This window comes from Streptomyces sp. McG3 (genome assembly GCF_018619185.1).
Classification (GTDB): domain Bacteria; phylum Actinomycetota; class Actinomycetes; order Streptomycetales; family Streptomycetaceae; genus Streptomyces.
This window is the reverse complement of record NZ_JAAXYC010000104.1, coordinates 1-24314: the sequence shown is the minus strand read 5'-3', so window position 1 is coordinate 24314 and position 24314 is coordinate 1. Positions and strand designations below refer to the sequence as shown.

23 protein-coding genes and 1 pseudogene are annotated in these 24314 nt (G+C 74.0%); 14 read left to right on the top strand and 10 right to left on the bottom strand.

From position 1 onward, the window contains the following. The first annotated feature begins 8 nt into the window (after nt 1-8). Nucleotides 9-884, top strand: a complete 876-nt coding sequence (locus tag HET64_RS18610) for a YihY/virulence factor BrkB family protein (protein WP_251145513.1) — start codon at nt 9-11, stop codon at nt 882-884. Here HET64_RS18610 and HET64_RS18605 read toward each other — a convergent pair. Continuing rightward, nucleotides 862-1872, bottom strand: a complete 1011-nt coding sequence (locus HET64_RS18605) for a zinc-binding dehydrogenase (RefSeq protein ID WP_215107032.1) — start codon at nt 1870-1872, stop codon at nt 862-864. The genes HET64_RS18610 and HET64_RS18605 overlap by 23 nt on opposite strands. Before the next feature lie 106 nt (nt 1873-1978). Between HET64_RS18605 and HET64_RS18600 the strand changes: the two genes are divergently transcribed. Continuing rightward, nucleotides 1979-2584 (top strand): TetR-like C-terminal domain-containing protein, encoded by a 606-nt coding sequence (locus HET64_RS18600; RefSeq protein ID WP_215107030.1) that lies wholly within the window; start codon nt 1979-1981, stop codon nt 2582-2584. 69 nt (nt 2585-2653) lie between these two features. On the opposite strand, the gene HET64_RS18595 is transcribed toward HET64_RS18600, so the two are convergent. After that, a complete protein-coding gene (locus HET64_RS18595) occupies nt 2654-3502 on the bottom strand; it encodes a M12 family metallo-peptidase (protein WP_215107029.1) in 849 nt (282 codons plus the stop codon). A gap of 225 nt (nt 3503-3727) precedes the next feature. Between HET64_RS18595 and HET64_RS18590 the strand changes: the two genes are divergently transcribed. After that, on the top strand, nt 3728-4600 hold the full coding sequence (locus HET64_RS18590) for an ABC transporter substrate-binding protein (RefSeq protein WP_215107027.1): 873 nt from the start codon (nt 3728-3730) through the stop codon (nt 4598-4600). A 40-nt stretch (nt 4601-4640) separates the two neighbouring features. Here the strand turns inward: HET64_RS18590 and HET64_RS18585 are convergent, their stop codons facing one another. Beyond that, entirely contained in the window at nt 4641-5066 is a 426-nt protein-coding gene (locus HET64_RS18585) for a nuclear transport factor 2 family protein (RefSeq protein WP_215107025.1), read from the bottom strand. Nucleotides 5067-5225: 159 nt separating this feature from the next. Here HET64_RS18585 and HET64_RS18580 point away from each other — a divergent pair, with 159 nt between their 5' ends. The 10 genes and pseudogenes from HET64_RS18580 to HET64_RS39090 form a co-directional block, all read left to right on the top strand. Then, on the top strand, nt 5226-5798 hold the full coding sequence (locus HET64_RS18580; protein ID WP_215107023.1) for a PadR family transcriptional regulator: 573 nt from the start codon (nt 5226-5228) through the stop codon (nt 5796-5798). A gap of 89 nt (nt 5799-5887) precedes the next feature. Continuing rightward, nucleotides 5888-6550 (top strand): helix-turn-helix domain-containing protein, encoded by a 663-nt coding sequence (locus HET64_RS18575; protein WP_215107020.1) that lies wholly within the window; start codon nt 5888-5890, stop codon nt 6548-6550. Further along, complete coding sequence (locus HET64_RS18570) at nt 6547-8016, top strand: MFS transporter (RefSeq protein WP_215107018.1); 1470 nt, start codon at nt 6547-6549, stop codon at nt 8014-8016. Before HET64_RS18575 ends, HET64_RS18570 begins: the two co-directional genes overlap by 4 nt. Beyond that, complete coding sequence (locus tag HET64_RS18565; protein WP_215107016.1) at nt 8000-8932, top strand: carbohydrate kinase; 933 nt, start codon at nt 8000-8002, stop codon at nt 8930-8932. The genes HET64_RS18570 and HET64_RS18565 overlap by 17 nt, the downstream gene beginning before the upstream one ends. Before the next feature lie 115 nt (nt 8933-9047). After that, on the top strand, nt 9048-10148 hold the full coding sequence (locus HET64_RS18560) for a beta-ketoacyl-ACP synthase 3 (RefSeq protein WP_308370185.1): 1101 nt from the start codon (nt 9048-9050) through the stop codon (nt 10146-10148). After that, nucleotides 10132-11388, top strand: coding sequence for a beta-ketoacyl synthase (locus tag HET64_RS18555; RefSeq protein WP_215107014.1), 1257 nt, complete (start codon nt 10132-10134; stop codon nt 11386-11388). Before HET64_RS18560 ends, HET64_RS18555 begins: the two co-directional genes overlap by 17 nt. 73 nt (nt 11389-11461) lie before the next feature. Further along, complete coding sequence (locus HET64_RS18550) at nt 11462-13471, top strand: acyl-CoA dehydrogenase (RefSeq protein ID WP_215107012.1); 2010 nt, start codon at nt 11462-11464, stop codon at nt 13469-13471. Nucleotides 13472-13576: 105 nt separating this feature from the next. Continuing rightward, complete coding sequence (locus tag HET64_RS18545) at nt 13577-13852, top strand: acyl carrier protein (protein ID WP_215107010.1); 276 nt, start codon at nt 13577-13579, stop codon at nt 13850-13852. Beyond that, entirely contained in the window at nt 13849-15072 is a 1224-nt protein-coding gene (locus HET64_RS18540) for a beta-ketoacyl synthase (protein ID WP_215107008.1), read from the top strand. Before HET64_RS18545 ends, HET64_RS18540 begins: the two co-directional genes overlap by 4 nt. A 171-nt stretch (nt 15073-15243) precedes the next feature. Continuing rightward, nucleotides 15244-15468: pseudogene (locus tag HET64_RS39090) on the top strand (ABC transporter ATP-binding protein); the annotation flags it as partial. A 60-nt stretch (nt 15469-15528) separates the two neighbouring features. Here HET64_RS39090 and HET64_RS18535 read toward each other — a convergent pair. Beyond that, complete coding sequence (locus HET64_RS18535) at nt 15529-16581, bottom strand: PRC and DUF2382 domain-containing protein (protein WP_215107006.1); 1053 nt, start codon at nt 16579-16581, stop codon at nt 15529-15531. A gap of 282 nt (nt 16582-16863) precedes the next feature. Here HET64_RS18535 and HET64_RS18530 point away from each other — a divergent pair, with 282 nt between their 5' ends. Then, on the top strand, nt 16864-17640 hold the full coding sequence (locus tag HET64_RS18530) for an adenosylcobinamide amidohydrolase (RefSeq protein ID WP_308370187.1): 777 nt from the start codon (nt 16864-16866) through the stop codon (nt 17638-17640). Between the two features lie 16 nt (nt 17641-17656). Here HET64_RS18530 and HET64_RS18525 read toward each other — a convergent pair whose 3' ends face one another. The 6 genes from HET64_RS18525 to HET64_RS18500 all read right to left on the bottom strand — a co-directional run bounded on the left by HET64_RS18525 (nt 17657) and on the right by HET64_RS18500 (nt 24232). Next, complete coding sequence (locus HET64_RS18525) at nt 17657-18910, bottom strand: sulfite oxidase (protein WP_215107002.1); 1254 nt, start codon at nt 18908-18910, stop codon at nt 17657-17659. 16 nt (nt 18911-18926) lie between these two features. After that, nucleotides 18927-20159, bottom strand: a complete 1233-nt coding sequence (locus HET64_RS18520) for a homoserine O-acetyltransferase (protein ID WP_215107038.1) — start codon at nt 20157-20159, stop codon at nt 18927-18929. After that, complete coding sequence (locus HET64_RS18515) at nt 20156-21517, bottom strand: bifunctional o-acetylhomoserine/o-acetylserine sulfhydrylase (RefSeq protein ID WP_215107000.1); 1362 nt, start codon at nt 21515-21517, stop codon at nt 20156-20158. The genes HET64_RS18520 and HET64_RS18515 overlap by 4 nt, the downstream gene beginning before the upstream one ends. A 231-nt stretch (nt 21518-21748) precedes the next feature. Next, complete coding sequence (locus HET64_RS18510) at nt 21749-22282, bottom strand: thioesterase family protein (protein WP_215106998.1); 534 nt, start codon at nt 22280-22282, stop codon at nt 21749-21751. After that, a complete protein-coding gene (locus HET64_RS18505; RefSeq protein ID WP_215106997.1) occupies nt 22279-23286 on the bottom strand; it encodes a 3-hydroxyacyl-CoA dehydrogenase NAD-binding domain-containing protein in 1008 nt (335 codons plus the stop codon). Before HET64_RS18505 ends, HET64_RS18510 begins: the two co-directional genes overlap by 4 nt. 52 nt (nt 23287-23338) lie before the next feature. Continuing rightward, on the bottom strand, nt 23339-24232 hold the full coding sequence (locus HET64_RS18500; protein ID WP_215107036.1) for a 3-keto-5-aminohexanoate cleavage protein: 894 nt from the start codon (nt 24230-24232) through the stop codon (nt 23339-23341). Nucleotides 24233-24314: the final 82 nt, after the last annotated feature.

Here is a 24314-nt window from a genome sequence, read left to right as displayed (position 1 = left end):
CCGCCGCCCTGCCCCGCCGCTGGGGCGCCGCCCTGCGCCGTACACCGGTCTCGCTGTGGAACGACGACGTCACCGACTGGGCCGCCGCCCTGACGTACTACGCCATCCTCGCCCTGCTCCCGGCGCTCCTGGTCACCGTCTCCGTGATCGGACTGGCCAACCCCGACGCGACCGGCGCCCTGATCGCGGACATCACCGCGTTCGCCCCGGCCGAGTCCGGCGACGCGCTGCGCAGGCCGTTGGAGGCGGCGACCGAACAGCGCTCCGCCGTCTGGCTGCTCGTCGCCACCGGGTCCGTGAGCGCCGTCTGGTCCGCGTGCAGCTACCTCGCGGTCTTCCGCCGGGCGATGCACGCCATGCACGGCGTCCGGGACACGCGCCCGCCCCTGCGGCAGGCGCACATCATCGTCGTCTCCGCGATCGGCCTGCTCCTCCTGCTGATGACCAGCGCCTTCGCCATCGTCATGACCGGCCCGGTGGCCCGCTGGCTGGGTCGGCTCATCGGCCTGCCGCACGAGGGGGAGACCCTGTGGGCGGCGCTGAAGTGGCCGCTGCTGGTCTTCCTGGTGGCCTGCCTGATCATGGTCCTCTTCAGCACCGGCCCCCGCTCGGCGCGCGGTGTCCGCCGGGGCCTGCCCGGCGGGATCCTCGCCGCGTTCTGCTGGCTCACCGCGTCGGCGCTGTTCGCTCTCTACGCGACCCAGGTCGGCAGCTACAGCAGGCTGTACGGATCGCTCGCCGGGCTCGTCGTCTTCCTCATCTGGGTCTGGTTCGCCAACCTCTCACTGCTGGCCGGAGCCCAGTTCAACGTGGAGCTGCGGCGGCCCGAGCCGGAGGCCGGCGCCGACGGCGGGGAGGTCGTCACGGCCGCAGAACGATCCTGACCGGATCGCCCTCCTTGGTCTCCGTCCGCCGCACGGCCGCCGCCGCGTCCTCCAGGGGCAGGATGTCGGTGATCGAGCGGGAGAAGTCCAGCCGGCCGCCCTCGGCGAGCCGGACGAGCTGCGCCACATGGTGTCCCTCCGAGCCGTAGTGGCCCAGGATCCGGTGCTGGAGATAGCTGAACAGCGTGCCGCGGGCGACGGTCAGCGGCTGGTCGGTCAGCCCCACCAGCACCAGCCGCCCCTTCGGGGCCAGCGTGGTCAGCGCCTGCTCGCGGACCGGGGGGACCCCGGCGAAGTCGAACGCCGCCTCCAGGCCCACGCCGCCCGTCGCCCCGAGCACCTTCTCGCGGAACAGCGGATCGGCGGGGTCCAGCGCCAGGTCGGCCCCGAACTCCAGGGCCCGCCGCCGGGCCGCCGGAGCGGGGTCCACCGCGACGACCGGATGCGCGCCCACCGCCCGCAGCAACTGCACGGCGTGTGCGCCGAGCCCGCCCGCGCCCCAGACGCCCACGGCCTCCGCCGCCCGGACGTCGCCGGTGGCGGTCACCGCCGCCCAGGGTGTGGAGACCGCGTCCGGGATGATCGCGGCCTGCTCGAAGGGGAGCGCGTCGGGCAGGGCGACGAGGGTCGACGCGGTGGCGAGGGCGTACTCGGCCCAGCCGCCGTCGTAGTCGACGCCGCGCGTGTGCGTCCGGCCCCGGCGCTGCTCGCCCGCCTGGAGCACCACCCTCGTGCCGGGCGGCCAGCCGGTGACGTCCGGACCCGGCTCCGCCACGGTCCCGGCCACCTCGTGGCCCAGGGTGACCGTGTCCCCCTCCGGATACAGCGGGCTCAGCGTGCCGTCGACGAGGTGCACGTCGGAGAGGCAGACCCCCGCCGCCTCGACCTTCACCAGCACTTCGCCGGGACCGGGCACGGGCCTGTCCACCTCCTCCACGGCGAGGGTGTGGCTGGGCAGGTGCAGACGCGCTGCGCGCATGCGTTCCATGACGGGTCCTCACGGTTCGGATCGGCGGCCTATCGCAAGTCGCCTTGCTTTGAAACGTAGGCCCGGCCTGCCCGTAAAGCAAGTAGCCTTGCGATACGGTTCGGAGGTGACCACCGAGAAGAGCCCCGCTCCGCTGCGCCGCCGGGGCGAACGCATGCGGCAGGCCGTCCTGGCGGCCACCGTCGACCTGCTCGCATCGGAAGGGCTCACCGGTACCACGGTCGCCGCGGTCGCCGGGGCGGCGGGGGTGCACGAGACCTCCGTGTACCGGCGGTGGAAGACGCGCGAGAACCTGCTGCTGGACGCCCTCGGCTCGCACGCCGACGAGGCGCTGCCCGAGCCCGACACGGGGGACGTGCGCCAGGACCTGACCCAGCTGATGTCGGCGGTCTCGGACTATCTCGCCTCGCCGCAGGGCGCGGCCCTGCTCCACCTCGGCGCCTCCCCCGACACGGGTTCCGTCGAGGCGGAACGCCTGCCGTACTGGGACGCCCGGCTGGAGCGGGGCGAGGACATCGTGCGGCGCGGTGTCGAGCGCGGCGAACTGGCCCCGGACACCGACGCCCGGCTCGTTGCCGAGACCCTGGCGGGGCCCTTGTTCGCCCGGGTCCTGCTGACCGGGGCGCCGCTGGACAGGGGGCTCGCGCGCCGGATCGTGGACCTGACGCTCGACGGCGCGCGCCCCCGCGACGGGTGCGCCGCCAACAGTTGACGCGCCTCGTGGGGCGTCACGCACCCGGGAGTCTCCGGCTGCGCCGGGACGTCCCCGGGGTCTGCCGGGTCAGCGCTTGTCGCGGTATCCGGCGACGATCGGCATCGTCTCGCGCAGCACCCGAACGCCGTCGTTGTCCGCGTTGCCCAGCCGATGGCCCTTCCATGTCTCCGTCGCGCTGGAGAACCGGCTGATCCGCCGGCAGTGGTTCCCGCACGCGGAGCGGTACGCCATGATCGTGTAGTGATTGCCGTCCTCGGTGATCCAGCCGGTGTTGTACGGACGGTTGCGGCTCACGCTCATCGAGCCGTCCGTGTTGCCCGTCAGCGTCGTGCGGTCGTGGGCGAGGCCCAGATTGTGGCCGATCTCGTGGCTCGCCGAATCCAGGCGGATGCCGTCGACCTCGACGACCGCGTAGGCGTACTCGTCCGTGGAGCCGTCGAGTACGGGCGTGTAGTCCGCGGTGCCGCCACCTCGCTCCTCCCGGTCCACGACGAGCGTGACCAGATCGGCGCCGTACCGCGCCCGCTGCTCGTGCACCTGGCGTCCGAGCCCCGCCGAGTGGTCCTTGAGGACGGCGTGCGCGGCGCGGAACTCCTCCGGTCCCTCGTGGCCGGTCGCCGTGTACGGGTGGACGACACGGATGACACCGCAGAGCCCGCCCGCCGCCAGGGACCGGTTCATCCGCGTCGCGATCTCCTGGGCCGACGCGGGAACCCGGTGCTTGCCGCCGGCCCGTTCCGCGGCCTTGGGTGTGTAGACGGCCAGCACGTCGACCACGGGACATTCCACCGCCCTCGCCGCTCCCGCCGCCGGACGTGTCGCGCCCCCGGTCGTGGCCGGGGCGTCCGCCGAGGCCGCACAGAGCGAGGCGCCGACGCCGACGGCCAGGGCTGCCTTCAACAAGGTCGCGCGCATGGGGAGTTGACTCCGTCCGTAAGGGGGCCGGCCGGGGGCGCCGCCCGATGACTGAGGGTCCCTCATTTCTAACACTCCGTGACGATGGCCGCCCGTCGTGGCCGAACCGGTCGACGGCCGTTTGTTCCCTGGCCGGAGGGGTGTGGCGGCGAGGAGGTGGGCAGGTACACGTGTACGAACTCGCACGAATGGAACGGCAGTCGGCGGCAGAGGGGCGTGTGTGACGTGACGGAGCAGAGCGAATGGCGGTTCTCCGACGACCGGGGTCAGCAGTCGACGGCACCCCGGCCGCCCGGGCGGGTGCTGGCCTACGTCCAGGCCGGTGCCACCCTGTGGGACCTCGGAATCCGGCCGGTGGGGATCTTCGGCTCCGACCACGACGGGCCGGACCCCGACACGGCGAAGACCGGGACCCTGCCGCTGGGTGAGGTCGCGTACGTCGGTGCGGGAGCGGCCCTGGACGTCGAACGGCTGCTGAGCTGTGGACCGGACCTCGTGGTGGCCGTCAGCTACGGCGGCGGCCATGTCTACGGGCTGACCCCCGAGACGGCCAAGCCCCTGGAGGAGCGGGTCCCGGTGGTCGTCCTCGACGTCAGCCAGGCCCGTACGTTCGGTGAGATCGGCGAGCGGTTCGCCGAACTGGCCCGCTCGCTCGGCACGACGGCCCGGCCGGGCGCCGACCGGGACCTGGGCGCCGCCCGGGCGAGGCTGCGCTCCGTGGTCGCCGCCGCGTCCGCCGACGCGCCCCGGGTGCTCGCCCTCTCCCCGGCCGGCCCGGACCAGGCGCATGTCGCGCGCCCCAGGATGTGGCCCGAGCTGCGCGTGCTCACCGAACTGGGCGTCCAGGTCGTGGAGCCGGCCGAGGGGCCGGGGGCCAACTGGTCCACGCTCGACCGCTCCGGCACCTTCGCGCTGCGCCCCGAGGTGATCCTGACCGACATCCGCGCCCACGCGGCCCCGCTGGAAGAGCTGCGGGGGAGCGAGGGTGCGCCGGCGCCCGTCGTCCCGTGGAACCCCGAGCCCCTCTACGGGCCCCGTGACCACGCCCGGTTCCTGGGCCTGGTCGCGGACGCCCTGGAGGCGGCGCGGGCTAGCTGAGCCGGAACGCTGTCACCGGGCGGCGGATGGCGGGGTACGGCTACGGGGCGGGGACGAGGCCATCGGCGACCAGGCCGGTCAGCACGGCCTCGCCCAGCGCCTGGACGGCGGACTGCGGGCGGACCATCACGGTGAACTCCTTGATCCGCCCGTCGTCGTCCAGATGCAGCAGGTCGATGCCGTGGATCTCCCGGCCGCCGACCGTCGCCCGGAAGAGCAGGACCGCCGACGGGGCCTCGGTCCCGTCGGCGCTCGTCTGCGATGCGCCCGCGAACTCGCCGACGTAGCGGAAGTCCTCGAAGGTGCGCAGCAGGACCCCGAAGAGGCCCAGCACCATCGGCCTGCCCTCGAACGGGGTGAACTTCACCGGGCTGTAGAGCCGGATGTCCTCGGTGAACAGATCATCGAGGGCGTCGAGCTCGCGACGGTCGACGGCGGCGCGGAAACGGTCCACTGCGGTGGTCATGTGTCCTCCTTGATGAGGCGCGTCCTCGCCGTTGAGGGCGCGGCGAGTCGGCATAGTCATGAAAGTGACTAGTCAGTTTCATGACTATCATGAGGGTCGGCGTTCTGGACAGGGGTGGGCGGGGATACGCCCGGCCGCGGCGGAGAGGGGGACGGTCCGATGGCGTTGCGCCACGCGGTGCTGGCGGCGCTGCTCGACGAGGAGCTGAGCGGCTACCAGGTGACGAAGGCGTTCGCGGCGGGCGTCGCGAACTTCTGGCACGCCTTGCCGCAGCAGGTCTACGCGGAGCTGGCCAGGCTGGAGAAGGAGGGGCTGGTAGCGGGGCGCGAGGTCGTCCAGGAGGCGCGCCCCAACAAGCGGCTGTTCCGTGTCACCGGCGAGGGGCTGGCCGAGCTGGAGAGCTTCGCGTCCGCCGCCGCGAAACCCTCGTTCCTGCGGGAGGACCTGCTGGTCCAGGTCCAGGCCGCCGACCACCTCGACGCCGACGTGCTGATCGAGCGGCTCACCGAACGGTATGCGTTCGCCGAGGCCAAGGCCGCGCTGTTCGAGGAGCAGTTGCGCACGATGCGCGGGGAGTGCGGCGAGGCGGAGTTCCTGCTCCGCGGCGCACGGGTCGGCCCGTACCTCACCTGTCGGCGGGGGCGGGACTTCGAACGGGCCAACCGCGACTGGTGCCGGGACGTGGTGGAGGTTCTCCGGGCGCGACGGGAGGCTCGCGCCCCCGGGGTCTGACGGGCGTCGCTCCGGGGGTGGCCAGGTTTCCAAAAAATATTCTGCAAAAATACTTTGGGAAAGCGCTCCGGTCGCCCTACGCTGAAGTCATGGACAGCGAAGACGGGCGTCGCGTACTCGATCCGGCGCAGGACGGGGCCGCCCTCAAGGCCCTGACCCACCCGCTGCGCCTCACCCTGCTCGGACTGCTGCGACAGCACGGCCCGGCCACCGCCAGCGAGCTCGCGGCCAGGACGGGGGAGTCCTCGGCCTCCACCAGCTACCACCTGAGGGTGCTGGCCAAGTACGCGTTCGTCACCGAGGCCGAACACCGCGACAGCCGGGAACGGCGCTGGAAGTCCGTACACGGCATCACCTCGGTGAGCAACGAGGCGATGCACCGCAGCCCCGGCGGCAGCACGATCCTCAGCGTCCTGCGCCGTCGGCAGATCGAGCACCTCCAGCAGTCGCTGGTCCGCCACGAGGCGGACCTGGAGAGCGGCAGGCTGGGACGGGAATGGCAGGAGCCGTCGACCCTCGACGACCGGATATCCCGGCTGACCCCGGAGTCCCTCGCCGAGCTGTGGGAGGGGGTCTGGGAGAAGGCCGACGAGCTGACCGCCCGCGACGCCGGGAACCCCCGCGCCGAGCAGGTCGTCCTGTTCGCCGTCGGGCTGCCGCTGGCCCCGGAGCCGGCGGCCGGTCAGGAACCCGCGGACGCCCACGCCGGGCCCGATGCCCCGGACGCCCCCGCCGCCGGAGACGCCTCATGACCGGCGCGCCGGCCCTCGCCGCCCCCGCACCGGGGCGCGGCCCGGACGAGGCGACCGCGCGCCGTCGGTTTGTCACGGTCTCCTTCCTCTTCTGGCTCCCCATCGGCATGTCCATCGCGACGGGAGTGCTCCTCTTCACCGAACGGGGCATGGGCCTCGCCGCCATCGCCGGCTTCTACGCCGTGCACTCCCTCACGGCCGCCGCGATGGAACTGCCCACCGGCGGCCTCTCCGACGTCATCGGGAGGCGCCCCGTCCTGGCCATCGCCGGGGTGCTCAACCTGACCGCCTTCACCCTCATCGGCCTCGGTGCGGCGGGCTGGGCCATCGCTCTGGGCATGGGGCTGATGGGGCTGGCCCGCGCCCTGTCCAGCGGTCCCGCCGAGGCCTGGTACGTCGACACCGTCCACGCCCACGCGGGACCCGACGCCGATCTGGTTACGGGGCTGGCGCGCGGCAGCTCCGCCACCTCGGCAGCCCTCGCGCTCGGCACCCTGCTCGGCGGCGGGCTGCCCTGGCTGCTCGGCCTCGTCCCCGGTCCGGCGGAGTGGCTGGCCGACGCGACCGGCGGGCTCGTGATCCTGCTCTCCGTGCCCGCCCTGCTCGGGGCGCTGGTCGAGGTCGTCTTCGTGCTCTATGTGCTGAGCGCCCTGACCGAACCGCCCCGGCCCCGGACGGGTGTGCGCGGGGTCGTGGGCGGGGTGCCCGCAGCCATCGCCGCCGGGCTCCGGCTCGGCGCCCGGGACGCCCTGATCCGGCGCATCCTGCTGACCGCGAGCGCCGCCGGCGCCGCGTTCGCGGCCGTCGAGCTGCTCACCCCGGGCCGGGCCGCCGCCCTCATGGGGACGGCCGAATCCGGGGCCCTGGTCTTCGCGGGGCTCGCCTGCGCCGGATTCCTCTGCTCCGCCCTGGGCAGTCAACTCGCTCCCCTCGTCGCCAGGTTGGCCGGAAGCAGTGAGCGCGCGGTGCTCGTGAGCCTCGGGCTGGCCACGCTGGGGCTGACCCTGCTCGGCCTCACCACGCACTCGATGAGCCCCCTCGCCACCGCGGCCGCCGTCACCGGCTACGGTCTGGTGTACCTGGGCCTCGGTGCCGCGGGCCCCAACGAGAACGACCTGCTGCACCGCCGGGTCGACGCCTCGGGCCGCGCCACCGCCCTCTCCGTCCAGTCGCTCTCCCTGCAACTGGTCGCCGCCGGCGCCGGACTGGCCGCCGGCACCCTGCCGCCGGGCCCGCTGCCCTGGCTGCTGGCCGCCACGGCCGTGCTGGCCGGAGCCCTCCTCTGGCTCCGCCGGGCCGCCCCCGCGAAGCCGCTCCTTCGGCCGGATCGGCGCGGCCATGACGAGCTTCCCCCGGGGAACACACCTTCATCGACACCGGTCACCGCCCCGGAGAGCGGCGGCACCGCCGGACAATTCCCCGACACGGCAACCCAGGAGACCCGCCCCCATGCTCGACCGAGTTGATCCGCTGGTCATCGGCGAATGTGTCGCCGACATCGTCCGGCTGCCGGAGGAGCCCGACCGGGTCCACCCGGGCGGCAGCCCCGCGAACGTCGCGTACGGCCTGGCCCGGCTCGGCCACGACACCACTCTCCTCACCCAGCTGGGACCGGACGCCCACGGACGGCTCATCCGGGATCACCTGACCGCCGCCGGGGTCGAGATCCGCACCGACGACGCCACCGGCCCCACCCCGTCGGCGGCCGTCGCCCTCGATGACCACGGGCACGCCACGTACGCCTTCGAGGTGGGCTGGACCCTGGCGCCGGTGGTGCTCGACCGGGTGCCGCGGCATGTGCACACGGGTTCGATCGCGGCCGTCGTCGAGCCCGGGGCCGCGACGGTCCTGGCCACCGTGGAGTCGCTGCGGGCCAACGCCACCGTCAGCTACGACCCCAACGTACGGCCCGAGTTGATGGGCGGACGTGCCCGGGCCGTGGGCCGCGTCGAGCGCTGCGTCGCGCTGAGCGACGTGGTGAAGGCCAGCGACGAGGACCTGCGGTGGCTGTACCCGGACGAGCGTGCGGAGCAGGTGGCCGAGCGGTGGCTCGCCGCCGGTCCCGCACTCGTCCTCGTCACCCGGGGCGAGGCGGGCGCGTTCGCCCTGTTCGCCGGCGGCCGTGCCGTCGCCGAAGCGCTGCCGGTCGACGTCGTCGACACCGTCGGCGCGGGCGACGCGTTCATGTCGGGGACGCTCCACGCCCTCGCCGCGCACGGCCTCCTCGGCCCCGGCGCCCGTGACCGGCTGCACGCCGTGGACCGGGGCACCGTCACCGACGTCCTGCGCCACGCGGTCGCCTCCGCCGCCGTGACCGTCTCCCGGGCCGGGGCCAACCCGCCCGGCGCGGACGAGCTCCGAGAGGCGCTCAGCAACACCTGACGCCACGTCATGACCCGTTCGGCGCAGTCGAACGCATCCTCGTGAGACGTTCCGCCGTTCGTCAACCGGATGCAGTACGACAACGGGATCGGGGCGACGGGTGGCGAGGAGACGGGTGGCCGACAGCGGTACGGAGCCGGGGACGCGGGCGGGCGTCTTAGGGGCCGGGGCGCGCACGGCGGTGCTGGAGAGCGTCGCGGGGTGGGTGCCGGGGGAGCCGGTCGGCAACGACCGGCTCCCCGCGGACTGGGACGTCGACGACGCCTGGGTCCGCCGCCGCACCGGCATCGGCAGCCGGCACCGCGCCGGACCGGGCGTCGCCACCGGGGACCTCGCCTACGAGGCGGCCTCCCGGCTGCTGGCCCGCGACCCGGCGGCCGGAGAGGTGGACGCGGTGGTCCTCGCCACCGCCACCCCCGACCACCTCTGCCCGGGCACCGCCCCCGCGCTGGCGGCCCGGCTCGGGCTCGGCACCGTACCGGCCCTGGACATCGCCGCCGTGTGCAGCGGCTTCGTCTACGGACTCGCCGTCTGCCACGGGCTGGTCGCCTCGGGCCTCTACGACCGGGTCCTGCTGGTCGGCGCGGACGCCTACTCGACCTGGCTCGACCCGGCCGACCGCTCGGCGGGCGTCGTCTTCGGCGACGGGGCGGGCGCCGCCCTGGTGGCGGCCGGGCACCTGGGCGATCCCGGGGAACTCCTCGCCTTCGACCTGGGCAGCGACGGCACGGGCTACGACCTGATCACCGTCCCCGGCGGCGGGGCCCGCGCACGGGCGAGCGGAAAGCCGCCGGCCCCGGACGACGGGTTCTTCCGCATGCAGGGCGGCACCGTCTACCAGCACGCCGTCGAGCGGATGACCGGCTCCTGCCGGACACTCCTGGACCGGGTCGGCTGGGACCCGGCCGAGGTCGACCGCTTCGTGCCGCACCAGGCCAACGCCCGGATCCTGCACGCCGTCGCGGCGCGGGTCGGCATCGCGCCGCAGCGCTGCGTCACCCATGTGGAGCGGGTCGGCAACACCGGCGCGGCCTCCATCCCGCTGGCCCTGGCCGACGAGGCGGGCCGAGGCCGCCTCCGCTCCGGCGACCGGGTGCTGCTCACCGCCTTCGGGGGCGGACTGACCTGGGGTTCGGCGGCACTTCGCTGGCCGGGGACCCCGGGGACCATTTGCACGGATTCTACGGAAGGAACACAGCATGTCGCTCCCCGCTGATCAGGGCACCGAGGCCGGAGCCGGCACCGCCATCGCGGTGACGGGGGTCGGCCTGGTGACACCCGCAGGGGCGGACGAGCACAGCTTCTGGGAGAGGCTGTGCTCCGGGCACTCCACCGCCCGGCGGTGCGAGGAACTGGCCGGTCTGCCGGTCGACTTCGCCTGCCCGGTCGACGGCATCGACCTGGACGCGGCCGTGGGCGGCCGGTCGGTGTGGCGGATGGCCCGGTTCGTGAAGCTGGCACTGGTGGCCGCCCGGCAGGCCGTCGCCGACGCCGGCCTCGACCCGGCACGGTGGGACGGCGGCCGGGTCGGGGTCGTCCTCGGCGTGGGCGTCGGCGGCGTCTCCGTCCTGGTGGACAACGCGGCCAAGCTGGCGGCCTCGGGACCCGAGGCGGTCTCCCCGCTGCTCGTCCCGATGATGATCCCCAACGCGGCGGCGGGCGAGGTCGCCATCGCGCTGAAGGCGGGCGGCCCCAGCCTCGCCCCCGCCACCGCATGCGCCTCCGGGGCCACCGCCGTCGCCGTCGCCCGGGACCTGTTGCTCGGCGGCAGCTGCGACGTGGTGGTGGCGGGCGGCGCCGAGTCGGTGCTGACCCCGCTGGTGGTCACCGCCTTCGCCCGGATGGGCGCGCTCTCCACCCGCACCGGCGACCCGGCCGGCGCGTCCCGCCCGTTCGCCGCCGACCGGGACGGCTTCGTCATCGGCGAGGGCGCCGCCATGCTCGTCCTGGAGCGCGAGACGGCGGCCCGCGCCCGGGGCGGCCGCCCGCGTGCCCTGCTCACCGGGGCCGGGTCCAGCACGGACGCCCACCACCCCACCGCCCCGGCCCCCGACGGTTACGGCGCCCAGCGGGCGGTCCAGGCGGCGCTGGACCAGGCGGGCTGGAACCCGTCCGACGTCGACCACATCAACGCCCACGGCACCTCCACACCCCTCAACGACGCCATGGAGACCACCCTCATCTCCCGGCTCTTCCCGCACCGGCCGCCGGTGACCGCGCCCAAGGGGGTCGTCGGGCACACCCTGGCTGCTGCGGGCGCGATCGAGGCGGTGGCCACCGTCCTGACGCTGGAACGTTCCGTCATCCCGCCGATCGCCAACCTGGACGCGCTCCCCGACGCCTTCCCGCTCGACTGCGTGACGAAGGAACCCCGTCAGCAGCGGGTCGAGACGGCCCTGAGCCACTCCTTCGGCTTCGGCGGCCACAACGTCGCCCTGGCCTTCCAACGCGCCTGATCCACAGGGGCGTTTCGGGACGGCGAGGGTGTCCTCGCCGTTCCTTGATCGTTACTTTGTTGTGACCGTAATCATGAACGACGCGGCCCCGCCGTCCACGAACGACCTGCTCACCGCGGTGCTTTTCGGACCGAACTTCCGTCAGGAGCACGGGTTCTGGCGCCGGCTGCTCACAACGGAGCCGTTTCGCCGCCCTGGTGGCGGCACCCCCGACGAACGACTCGCCCTCTCCTACCACCGGCTGCGGATCCTCAACAACGCGCTCGACAGCGGCGCCGGACTGGCCGCCGACCCCCGGGCGCTGGCCGCCCTGCACGAGTGGCTCGGCCCCGTCGACCCGGCGCTGACCACCGTGGCGGGTATCCACTACAACCTCTTCCTCGGCAGCCTCCTCGACCACGACGCGGGCACACTCCGCGACTTGTCGGACTTCCTCGCCCTGCGGCGCGTGGGCACCTTCCTCTGTACGGAGGTGGCGCACGGCAACGACGCCGCGGCCATCGAGACGACCGCGACGTACGACCGCGAACGCGACGGCTTCGTGCTGCACACCCCGCACGCCGGGGCGCAGAAGTTCATGCCCAACACCAGTCCCGCCGGCGGCCCCAAGTCCGGCGTGGTCGCGGCCCGGCTGCTCGTCGACGGCGCCGACCACGGGGTCTTCCTCTTCCTCGTCCCGCTCACCGACGCCCATCGCGCCCTGCCCGGCGTCCGGGTGCGGCGGCTGCCCGCCCGGATGGGTTCCCCCGTCGACCACTGCCTGACCGCTTTCGACCGCCGCTTCGTGCCGCGTGACGCACTGCTCGCCGGACAGCAGGGACGGATCGACGACAACGGGCACTTCCGCAGCGAAGTCCCCAACCGCAGGAGGCGGTTCCTCGCCTCCATCGGCCGGGTCACCCCCGGCAAGCTCTCCATGAGCGCCTGCGCGGTCGGCTCCGCCCGGGTCACCCTGGCCATCGCCGTCCGGTACGCCGGCCACCGGATGATCTCCGGATCACGCGCCGCGCGGCGGATCCCGGTCTACGCGCACCGCACGCATCACGGGCCGCTGGCCGGAGCGATGGCGACCGTCTACGCGATGAGCCTGCTGCACCGCAGGGCCCTGGACCGCTGGGAGTCGGCCCCGGAGACCGACCGGGAAGAGGCGGAGCGCCTGGTGGCCGTCGCCAAGGGATGGATCACCTGGCAGGCACGCGCCGTCATCGTCGAGTGCCGCGAACGGTGCGGCGCCCAGGGGCTCCTGGAGAACAACGGCATGACCGAGCTGTTCACCGGCATCGAGGGCGCGATCACCGCCGAGGGCGACAACCTCGCCGTGCACGCCAAGGCCGCCGCCGAGATGCTGTTCAGCGCCACCACCCCGGAACCGGCCCCGGACGGCCCCGGTGATACGGACGACCCCGCCTTCCTCGGCAGGCTGTTCGCGGCGGTGGAGGACCTCTGGTTCGCCCGGGCCCGCGAGCGGATGGCCGCCGCCCCGCCCGGCGACCCGCTCGGCCGCTGGAACGCCGCCTCGTCGGCCGCGCTGCACGGCGTCGAGGCGCACGCCTACCGCCAGGCGGACGACGCGTACGCCGAGGCCGTCGCCTCCCTGCCCGAGGGCGCGGCGCGCGAGCGGCTGTCCGAGCTGCGCAGGCTCTTCGCGCTCCGGTGGATCGCCCGCAACAGCGGCGCCCTGCTCGCCTCCGGACGGCTGACCGCCGATCAGGTCACGTTTCTGCCCGACGCGGTGGAGGACGCCGTCGCCGTCGTGGCCGCACACACGCCCGCCCTGGTGGAGTCGTTCGCGCTCCCCGAGCGCCTGATGGCGGACTGGCCGATCGCCGGAGCCGGCTACGCGGACGTCTACGACGACCCCGATGGGCCCTGGCACCGGGGCCGCAGGGCGGGAATCCGGGGGCGCGCGGCGGAGTTCCGGCGGCCCGTCTGCGGCAGCAGGCGGCGCCCGCTGCGCGAGAAGGTGGCGGCGCTCGGTACGCGCGGGGTCCTGCTGGCGTACTGGGGAACCACCTCCATGCTCTCCCGATGGTTCGAGAAGCCGCAGGTGAGCGTAGACGAATCGGTTCGCCCGAAGGCGTAACCGGAAGATCGTCATCCAGTTACATCGGGCGGTGGGCCGTCGCGTTCACGCACCCGCCGCGCAGGACGAAGCCAAGCCGATGAGACGCCGATGAGAGGAACCACCATGAAGACCATCCACCCCAAGATCACCGAGGTGCTGACCGCGACGTTCAAGGTGCCCGCCGCCGAGATCCTGCCGGAGTCCACGATGGACAGCCTGGAGATGGACTCCCTCGCGGTCGCCGAGTTCGCCGTCGTCATCAAGGAGACCCTGGGCGTCGACGCGGACTCGGAGAAGCTGTACAAGGACGCCACGCTGGCCGACATCTCCGCGTACATCGACGCGTCCGTCGGCAGCGCGGCGGCCGAGGCCACGGTGCCGGTGAGCAACACCCGATGAAGCGACCCGCCATCGCCGTCACCGGGCTGGGGATGATCACCCCGGTCGGCCACTCCACCGACACCACCTGGGACGGAGTCTGCGCGGGCGCGTCGCCCGCCCGTACCGTCCCCGAACTGCTGGGCTGCGAAGTCGACTTCGCCTGTACGGTCACCGGCATCGACCTCGACGACGCGGTCGGCGGCCGGACCGCTTTCCGGATGGGCCGGTACGTCAAGTTCGCCCTCCTGGCCGCCCGGGAGGCGGTCGCCGACGCCGGGCTCGACCCGGCGCACTGGGACGGCGCCAGGGTCGCCGTCGTCGTCGGCACGAGCAGCGGCGGCTCCGCCGGACTCACCGAGCAGGCCGTCGCCCTGGAGCGGCGGGGCCCCGGGGCCACCTCGCCCTCGGGCATCCTGCTGACCATCCCGAACATGCCCGCGGCCGAGATCGCCATCCGGATGAGGGCCACCGGCCCCAGCCTGGCCCCGTGCACGGCCTGTTCGTCCGGGGTGACCGCGCTGTCGGTGGCCCGGGACATGCTGACGCTGGGCCAGTGCGACATCGCCATCGCCGGGGCCACCGAGTCGATCGTGTTCCCGGTCGCCATGACCGGTTTCGCCCGCTCCGGCGCGGCAGCGCTGCGGGACGGCGACCCGGCCCGCCTCAGCCGGCCCTTCGCGGCGGACCGGGCCGGCATCGTCATGGGTGAGGGCGCGGCCATCATGGTTCTGGAGCGGGCGGAGGACGCCCGTTCGAGAGGGGCCGTTCCCCGGGCGCTGATCGCCGGCGCGGGCGCCACCACCGACGCCCATCACCCCACCAGCCCCCACCCGTCCGGGGCGGTCGCGGGGGCGGCGGTCGACGCCGCGCTGCGCGACGCGGGCTGGCGCGCCGAGGACGTCGACCACGTCAACGCGCACGGGACGTCGACCCCCCTCAACGACGCCACCGAAGCCGCCCTCATCGGCCGGGCCTATCCGCACCGGCCGCCCGTCACCGCCCCCAAGGGCGTGCTGGGCCACTGCATGGGGGCGGCCGGCGCCATCGAAGCGGGGCTGACGATCCTCACGCTCCAGCACGGAGTGGTTCCCCCGATCGCGAACCTGGACGCCCCCGAGCCCGGGTTCGACATCGACTGCGTCACCAAGGTCCCGCGCGAGGTGCCCGTACGGCGGGCCGTCAGCCACTCCTTCGGTTTCGGCGGCCAGAACGCGGTGATCGCCCTCCAGGCTCCGTAACCCAGGCCCCGCTACCCGGGCTCCGAAGCCCGGGCGGACTTCACCGGGCCGGTGCGGCGGGTCGATCCCGCGCCGCACCGGCCCGCGCACAGCCGCCCGCCGCGGCTCCTCCCGGTCACCGCGCTCGCCGGGGCCGTGTTCCTGGTCCGGGCCGACACCCTGGCCCGGCCCGTCCTGGACGTCGTACGCCTCGGCCGCATCCCGCACCGCCGCGCCTGGGCGGCCCCGGACCGCACCGACGAGGACGCCGTCGCCGAGGCACTGCGCCGCACCGGGCTCGACGACGACGCAGGACAGTCCTGGCACACTCTGTCCGGAGGTGAACGCCAACGCGTCCAGACCGCTGCCGCTGAGCGCGGACGGCGCCGGACAGCCCGCCGGGCGGACCCGTGGAACGAGTCCGCCCGGCGGCCGAGGAGGTGGGAGCGGCCGTGCGGCCGGCTGAGGAAGTGCCGGTCAGCGGCGTCGCCCCTGGCCGAACTCGCCACCGGCGTCCTTACCCTTGCCCATCTCCGTGCCGTCCGCGTAGTCGATCTTCTCCTTGCGGACCTCGGCGGAGACCTCCTTCTGCTCGGTGACCCGGTTGGTCTCCAGCCGGACCCGCTCCACCGGCACGGCCTCCTTGCGCACGGTGGCGCGCTCCGCGTGCAGCGTCACCTCGACGTCCTGCTCGCCGAAGTCCGTGGTCCCGGTGGTCTTCTCACCGGGCTGCATCGGTTCGCGGACCACGCGGACCTCTTCGTGGGAGACCGGCACGGTCCGGGTGACCTCCTCGGTCACCACGTACTTGTGCAGCCGTGCCCTGCCGCTCTCGTACTCCTCCTTGCCGACGTGCAGCTGCTCCTCGGAGCGGATCATCTCCTCGCGGCCGCTCATGTCGGCCGACCGGGATGTGCCCGCGCCGGCTCCCGCCAGCGGGCGCGCCGTCGTGGAGGCGTCCGTGTCGCGGTGCCTGCCCGTACCGCTGCCTGCTCCTGCCATGCCCGCTCCTGTCGTTCCCGCGCCGGCCATCCCGGCGCTCGTGCCCGCCGTGGTCGCCTTCCCGGTCGCCTTGGCGCCGGGGGCCGTTCCGGTCCCGCGGGCCGCGCCCGCCGCGCCGGCGGCGCCCGCCGCACCCATCGCCCCGGTCCCGGCGACGGTCGGCGCGTCCATGCCCGCCGACCGGTTCTCACCGAGATTGCCGGACTTCCTGGTCAGGCCGTAGTGCCGGTACAGCTCCTCCTCCTCGGCCACCGAGAGGTGTGCGTCCGCGTCCACGCGAGGCGCGTCCTTGACGCTGTCCTTCGGATGCGCGAGGTGCAGGTCGGAGCCCACCCGACGGGCTCCGGCGAGCGGGACGAAGCTCTCCTTCATGCCGAACAGGCCGGTCTTGACCGTGACCCAGTCGGGCTTGCCGGTGTCGTCGTCGACGTAGACCCGGCCCACACTGCCGACCTTCTCGCCGTCGTTGTCGTACACGGTCAGACCGTCGAGTTCTCCGGAATCCGTGAAACCGTCAGCGGCTCCCATAACCGATTCCTCCTCTCGGGCACGCCCTGTGGGTGGCTCCACCAGAGGTGGCGCGTCCGGATTCCATCGCGCCTCACCCGCATGGACGCTGCAACCGCCCGCCCGACCCGATCGTGGCTCCCGGAAGCCCCGTGCGGGGCGCCGGGCCCGTGCGGCGGCACCGGGCCGCCCCCGTACCCGTTAGGCCAATCGGGTGAGGCCCCGGGTCCCGCATATGATCGGCGGACCGTGGCGGCCGGAGGACGGACCACCGCCGATCCGCCGAGCCACCAGGGGTGCGCCATCTCTTCCGTACGCCTCCGGCCGCCCGCGCACCGCGGCGAACTGCGCGACCGGCACGAGGACGGGCACCGGCTCCACCACCTTCTCTGGCGGCTGGGGCCCGGCGTCCGGGTCTGCAGCAGCGCGGTTCTCGGCGGCGGCATCGGCACCCGCGCCTGGATCCTCAACGCCCAGGTCGCCGGTGGCTACCCGCGCCTCGACCCGGACCGGCACCTCGCCGAGATCGCCGCCGCGGAGGGGCTCACCGGACCGGGCGCAGGACTGATGACCGCCGCCGACGTCGCCGCGTACACGACCGGCCAGGACGGTGGAGTCACGGCGACCGTCACCGCCGGCCTCGGTGTACGGGGCTGGGCGGCGGCCCCCGACACCGCCACCCGGGCGGCGCACCGGCCGGGGCCCGCGGAAGCGCCGGAGCGACCGCACCGGCCGGGGCCCGCGGAGGCACCGGAACGGTCGCACCTGCCGGGGCCCGCGGAGGGCCCGGTGTCCCCGTTCCGGCCGGGCACCGTCAACATCGTCGTCACGCTGCCCGTCGCGCTCTCCGACGCCGCCCTGGTCAACGCCGTCGCCACCGCCACCGAGGCCAAGGTGCAGGCGCTCCTGGACGCCGGACTCGACTGCTCGGGCACCCCCACGGACGCCGTGTGCGTCGCCGCTCCCGAACCGGGGCCCGACGGCGGCGAACCCTTCGCCGGACCCCGGTCCACCTGGGGCGCGCGGATCGCCCGCGCCGTGCACACCGCCGTACTGGCGGGGGCCCGCACAGCACGGTGACGCGGCCCGGTCCGGCTCAGACCACGCTCACCGGATGCCGCACCACCGCGTCGAACAGGTAGCCCTGCGTGTTGGGCGCGGTGGCCACCGGCTGCGTACGCCCCGAACGGTCCGTCGCCCGCGCCAGCAGCACGACCGGCCCCGGCTCCTTCGGCACCCAGTCGGCCGTCCAGCGCACCCAGCTCCCGGCCCGCGGCTCGTCCCGCAGCCGGGCGGCACGCCAGTGCGTCCCGCCGTCGGTGCTGATCTCCACGGCCCGCACGGGCGCCCCGCCCGACCAGGAACGCCCGGTCAGCAGCGTGCGCCGGTGGGCGCTGAACGAAGCGCCCGGTGCCAGCTCGAAGGCGCTCTTCAGCGTCTGCCGGGTCAGCGGCGCGCTCCCCTCGGGCGGATGCCCGGGTCCGAACAGCCGGTAGAGGCCGGTGTTCCACGGGGTGAGCAGCGGCCCGGAGCTCACCTCGATGTCACCGACCCACTTGATGTTGGCGATGCCCACCCACGACGGCACGATCAGCCGGACCGGAAAGCCGTGGTCGGGCGGCAGCGGCTCGCCGTTCATCCCGTACGCGAGCAGCACGTCGTCCAGGGCCTTCGCCACCGGCAGCGGACGGCGCACCCGCCCCAGGTTCACCCCGTCGGTGACGACCTCCGCGTCCAGGCCGCGCGGCAGGACGTCCACCGCGTGCCGCCCGATTCCCGCCCGGCGCAGTACGTCCGCCAGCCGCACCCCGTGCCAGCGTGCCGTCCCGATCGCCCCGAGCGTCCACGCGGTGCCGCTGACCGCCTGGCCCTGCTGCGAGGTGAAGAAGCTGCGGCCGTTGCCCGCGCACTCCACGAACGCGGTGCGCGTCACCGGGGGGAGGGCCAGCAGATCCGCGAAGGTGAAGTCGACCGGGCCACCCCTCAGCCCGTCGCCCCAGACCGTCAGCTTCCAGTCGGTCCGGTCGATGCGCGGGGTGGCGGTGTGATTGCGGACGAAGAACCGGTCGGCCGGAGTGAGCAGCCCGGTGTCCCGCAGGGCGGCGAACTTCGTCTCCGCGTTGGTGCCACGCAGCGTGAACAGCTCCGGAGGCAGCGGCTTGACCACCCCGGGCAGCCCGTCGGACGCCCGCGCGGATGCGGCGACCGAGGCCAGCGGCACGGCGGCCGAGGCCGCCGCGACCAGCTTCAGCAGATCGCGGCGGTCGATCCCGGCGGAGCGTGCCCGGCCGCCGGTCCACTGCCGCATCCGTATCCGGTCGTAGACGTCCTCGGTCGGAACCGGGCTCATGGAAGCTCCTCGCAGTTCAGGTGGGAAGGTGAGGGGAGAGGGAGGTCGAGGTGGAGAGGCCGGGCGCGGGGGCGGGGTGCGTGTGCGGTTGTGGCAGGCTCGCGAGCAACTCACCTACGAGCAGGCCCACCTGCTCCGTCTCGATGAGGAAACCGTCGTGCCCGCAGGGCGAGGTGATGGTGCGCGGGGCGTCCGCCCCCGGCAGCAGTGCGGCCAGGCGCTCCTGCTGCGCCGGGGGATACAGCCGGTCCGAGTCGACCCCCGCGACCAGGGCGGGCATGTCCGCCCGGCGCAGCGCCCGGGCGATCCCGCCCCGGCCCCGGCCGACGTCGTGGCCGTTCATCGCCTCGGTGAGCGTCACATAGCTGCCCGCGTCGAACCGGCGCACCAGCTTGTCCGCGTGGTGGTCGAGGTAGGACTCCACCCGGTAGCGGCCCCCGTGCCCCGGCCGCTCCCCGGGCTGCGCCTCCCCGCCGAAGCGGGAGTGCAGCTCGGGTTCGGCGCGGTAGGTGATGTGGGCGATGCGGCGCGCCTGCCCGAGCCCCAGGTGCGGGCCGCCGCCCGGGGGCGCCCCGTGGTAGTCGCCGCCCCGCCACCCCGGGTCGGAGCGGATCGCGCCGATCTGTACCGAGCCCCAGGCGATCTGCTCGGCGGACGCGGCGGCCGGGGCGGCGAGCACGAGCAGTGAACCGGTGCGCCCGGGCCTGCTCACCGCCCACTCCAGGGCCCGCATGCCGCCCATCGACCCGCCGATCACGGCCGCCCACCGGTCGATGCCCAGCGCATCGGCGAGCGCCGCCTCGGCCGCCACCTGGTCCCGGACGCTCAGATACGGGAACAGCGGCCCCCACGGCGTGCCGTCGGGCCCGGGGGAGGACGGTCCGGTGCTGCCCTGGCAGCCGCCCAGGACGTTGGGCGCGACGACGAACCAGCGGTCGGTGTCGACCGCCCGGCCGGGACCGACCAGCGCGTCCCACCAGCCGGGCGTCGGGTGCCCCGGGCCGGCCGGCCCGGCCACATGGCTGTCGCCCGTCAGCGCGTGCAGCACCAGCACGGCGTTGGACCCGTCCGCCGCCCGCTGCCCCCAGGTCTCGTACGCCAGGCGCACCCCCGGCAGCCGGACTCCGGACTCCAGGGGCAGCGGGTCCTCGATCGCCGCCCAGCGGCGACGACCGGGCGGATCCCCCTCCCGTCGGCCGCCGGAGGCCGGTGGGAGCGGGAGTGCGCGGTGCGGGTCCCGCCGGTTCAGGACGCCGCCTTCGCCGCCCGGAAACCCGCCTCCAGGTCGGCCTTGAGGTCGTCCACGTTCTCCAGCCCCACCGACAGCCGCACCAGACCGGGCGTGGCGCCGGTGGCGAGCAGTTGCTCCTCGGTGAGCTGACTGTGCGTGGTGGAGGCCGGGTGGATGATCAGGCTCCGTACGTCACCGATGTTGGCGAGGTGGCTGAACAGTTCGACGGCGTCCACGAACCGCCGGCCCGCCTCGGCCCCGCCCTTCAGCTCGAACGCCAGCACGGCCCCGGCCCCGCGCGGAAGGTAGCGCTGCCCGGCCTCGTACCAGCGGTTCGACTCCAGGCCCGCGTAGTGCACGGTCTCCACCTCGTCGCGCCGCTCCAGCCATCGGGCCAGCTCCAGCGCGTTGGAGGTGTGCCGCTCCAGCCGCAGGCTGAGCGTCTCGACACCCTGGAGCAGCAGGAAGGCCGAGTGCGGCGAGAGGGCGGGTCCCAGGTCGCGCAGCAGTTGCACCCGGAGCTTCACCGCGAAAGCGCTCGGGCCCAGGTCAGGCCAGTAGCGCAGCCCGTGGTAGCTCGGGTCGGGATCGTGGAATTCGGGGAAGCGTTCGGCGTGGGCCCCGAAGTCGAATGTGCCGGCGTCCACGACCACGCCGCCGATCGTCGTGCCGTGCCCGCCGAGGAACTTGGTCGCCGAGTGGACCACGATGTCCGCGCCGTGCTCGATCGGCCGCAGCAGGAAGGGGGTGGGCACGGTGTTGTCGACGATGAGCGGCACCCCGGCCTCGTGCGCGGTGTCCGCGACGCCCCGGACGTCCAGCACGTCGCCGCGCGGATTGCCGAGCGTCTCGGCGAAGAACGCCTTCGTGTTGGGCCGGACCGCCGACCGCCACGCCGCCGGGTCCTCCGGGTCCTCGACGAACGTCACCTCGACGCCGAACCGGGGCAGTGTGTGACGGAAGAGGTTGTAGGTGCCGCCGTACAGCGAGGGGGAGGAGACGATGTGGCCCCCGGCCCCGGCCAGCGTCAGGATCGCCAGGGTCTCGGCGGCCTGACCCGAAGCCAGCGCGACGGCGGCGACCCCGCCCTCCAGCGCGGCGATGCGCTGCTCCAGGACGTCCTGGGTGGGGTTGTGGATGCGGGTGTAGATGTTGCCCGGCTCGGCCAGCGAGAACACGTCGGCCGCGTGCTGCGTGTCGCGGAAGACGAAGGACGTCGACTGGTAGATCGGCACCGCGCGGGCGCCGGTCGTCGGGTCCGGGGCGGCGCCGGAGTGGATCTGCTTGGTCTCGAACGACCAGGCGGCGCCGGGCTCCTGCCGCTGCTGGGCCTCGGGGGTGTGGCCTGCGGTGACGGAGTCGAGGGGCTGGCTCATGTGGTACCTCGCACGGGGCGGTGACGGCTGAATACGGACCGTAAGCCGCACCGCGCACCCCCGGAAGCGTGTCGCCCGCCCGGCCACGAACCCGCAACGGCGCGTCATGCCCCGCAACATGGCGGCAACGGAGAAGCCATACCCGGCCGCTTCCGGGCGTCGCCGCCCGCCGCCGCCCGGGTCGGCGCGCGGCGACACCGACGGAGGCGGAGGGCGGAGGGCGGAGACGGCTCAGCGGGCCGCCGGGACCTCGGCGATCGAGCGGCCCGCCCACGCGGGCGCCGGCTCGACGAGCGCGGCCAGCCGCTCCCGCACGGAATCCGGGAACGGGACGGTGCGGCCCGCCCGCTGGTCCACATGGAGCGCCAGCAGCTCGCTCGTCGCCACCGGGGCGGCCTCCGGCCCCGGTACGCCGTCCGGCGCGCCGACCACGTACAGCTCGTGGCTGAAGCGCGCCTTCTTCGCGTCCACGCCCAACAGGCGTGTGCGGACGGCGAGATGGGCGCCCTCGGCCACGTCGCGGAGATAGCGCAGATGTGACTCGACGGTGTAGAGCGAGCAGCCCGTGCTCTCCCGGTACCCGGCGTGCAGACCGGTCTCGATCATCATCGCGTCGGTGGCGTACCCGAAGACGAGGACGTAGAACGCCTCGCTCATGTGGCCGTTGTAGTCGATCCACTCGGGCCGCACGGTCCGGTGGAACAGGGGGAGTTCCGTGCCGTCGTCGGTCACGGTCGTCTCCTCGGGGGTCGGGTGCTCGCTCATCGGGCGACCTCCTCCGCGGACCGGGGCAGCCGGCCCGTGGCCCGCAGGACGTCGATGACGCCCCGGTCCCGTTCGGCGACCAGATCGGCGATGCTCCGGCCGTCCGCCGCCTCCTCGCAGCCGGCCACCACCGCCTCGTACAGCGTCCGGTCCAGTTCCGGTGCTTCGAGCCGGGTCCAGGGCGACTTGAGCGACGGGCCGAAGTGGTCGAGCATATGGGCCATTCCGCCCTCGCCGCCCGCGAGCGCGAAGGTGAGCATCGGTCCCATGACGGCCCAGCGGAGCCCCGGGCCCTCGGTGATCGACGCGTCGATCTCCGCGACCGTGGCCTCGCCGTTGGCGACCATGTGCAGGGCTTCGCGCCAGAGGGCCTCCTGGAGCCGGTTGGCTATGAAGCCGGGCACCTCGCGCTCCATGGTGATCACGGACTTGCCCGCGACGGCGTAGAAGCGCGAGGCCCAGTCGACCGCGGCGGGCGCGGTCCGTTCACCGCCGACGACCTCGACCAGGGGAATGAGGTAGGGCGGGTTGAAGGGATGCCCGACGACGAGCCGCCCGGGGTCGGCGGCCTCGGTCTGCATGTCCGTCATCGGGTAGCCGGAGGTCGACGAGGCGATCACCGTGCCGACGGGCGCCGCGGCGTCCAGCCGGGCCAGCAGATCGCGCTTGAGGTCCAGCTTCTCGGGGGCGCTCTCCTGGACGAACTGGGCTTCGGCCACGGCCTCTTCGAGGGTCGCGGTGACGGTGAGCCGGTCCTGCGACGCTCCGGGGGCCAGCCCGAGCTGCTCCAGCGCGGGCCAGGCCGCGGCGATGAGCCGGCGCAGCCGGACGGCCGCGTCGGGGGCCGGGTCCCAGGCGGTGACGTCGTACCCGCGGGCGAGGAAGTGGGCCGCCCAGCCACCGCCGATCACCCCGGCCCCGACGCACGCGACACGGCGTACGTCCTCCGGGGCACAGGGGGCGGCGGGGCCGTCGGTGGCGGCGGCAGAAGGGGTGACAGTCACGGGCGACACTCCAGAAGGACGGTGGGGGAGGGGGAGAGGGAGGCGTGCGTGGTCAGGCGCGCGGGCGCAGGCCGAGCTTCACGCGTGCCTCGTCGGGCGTGGCGACCCTGGAGCCCAGGGACTCGGTGATCCGCACGGCGCGCTCCACCAACTGACCGTTGGTGGCCTTGACTCCCTTGCCCAGATAGAGGTTGTCCTCCAGGCCGACCCGGACGTGTCCGCCGAGCAGGATCGACTGGGCGACCCAGGGCATCTGCATCCGGCCGAGCGCGAAGCTCGCCCACTGGGCGCCATGAGGAAGCATGGTGACCATCGCCTGGAGGACGCCCGGGTCGGCGGGCGCGCCCCACGGAATGCCCATGCAGAGCTGGAAGACCGTGGGGTCGTCGAGCAGCCCCTCGGCGAGGAGCTGCTTGGCGAACCACAGCTGCCCGGTGTCGAAGATCTCCAGCTCGGGCCGGACCCCGAGTTCCTGGATGCGCTTCGCGCCGGTGCGCAGCATGTCCGGGGTCGAGACGTAGAGGTTGCTGCCGTCACCGAAGTTGAGCGAACCGCAGTCCAGGGTGCAGATGTCCGGGAGCAGATCCTCGACGTGCGGCAGCCGTTCGAGACCGCCGACCAGATCGGTGCCCGGCAGCTGACGGAGCGGGGCCTCCGGGTCGATGACGAGGTCTCCGCCCATACCGGCGGTCAGGTTGATGACCACATCGGTGCCGGTCTCCCGGATCCGCTCGACGACCTCCCGGTAGAGCCGCGGATCGCGGGAGGGCGCGCCGGTCTCCGGCTCGCGGACATGGATGTGCACCACGGCGGCTCCGGCCCCGGCGGCCTCGACGGCGGAGGCGGCGATCTGCTCGGGCGTCACCGGGACATGGGGGCTGCGGCCGACGGTGTCGCCGGCTCCGGTGAGGGCGCAGGTGATGATGACGTCCTGGTTCACGGGCATGCGGGAACGTCTCCTCTCGGGGAGTTCGGGGAGTTCGGGGAGTTCGGGGAGTTCGGGGAGTTCGGGCTCAGGGGTCTGGGGT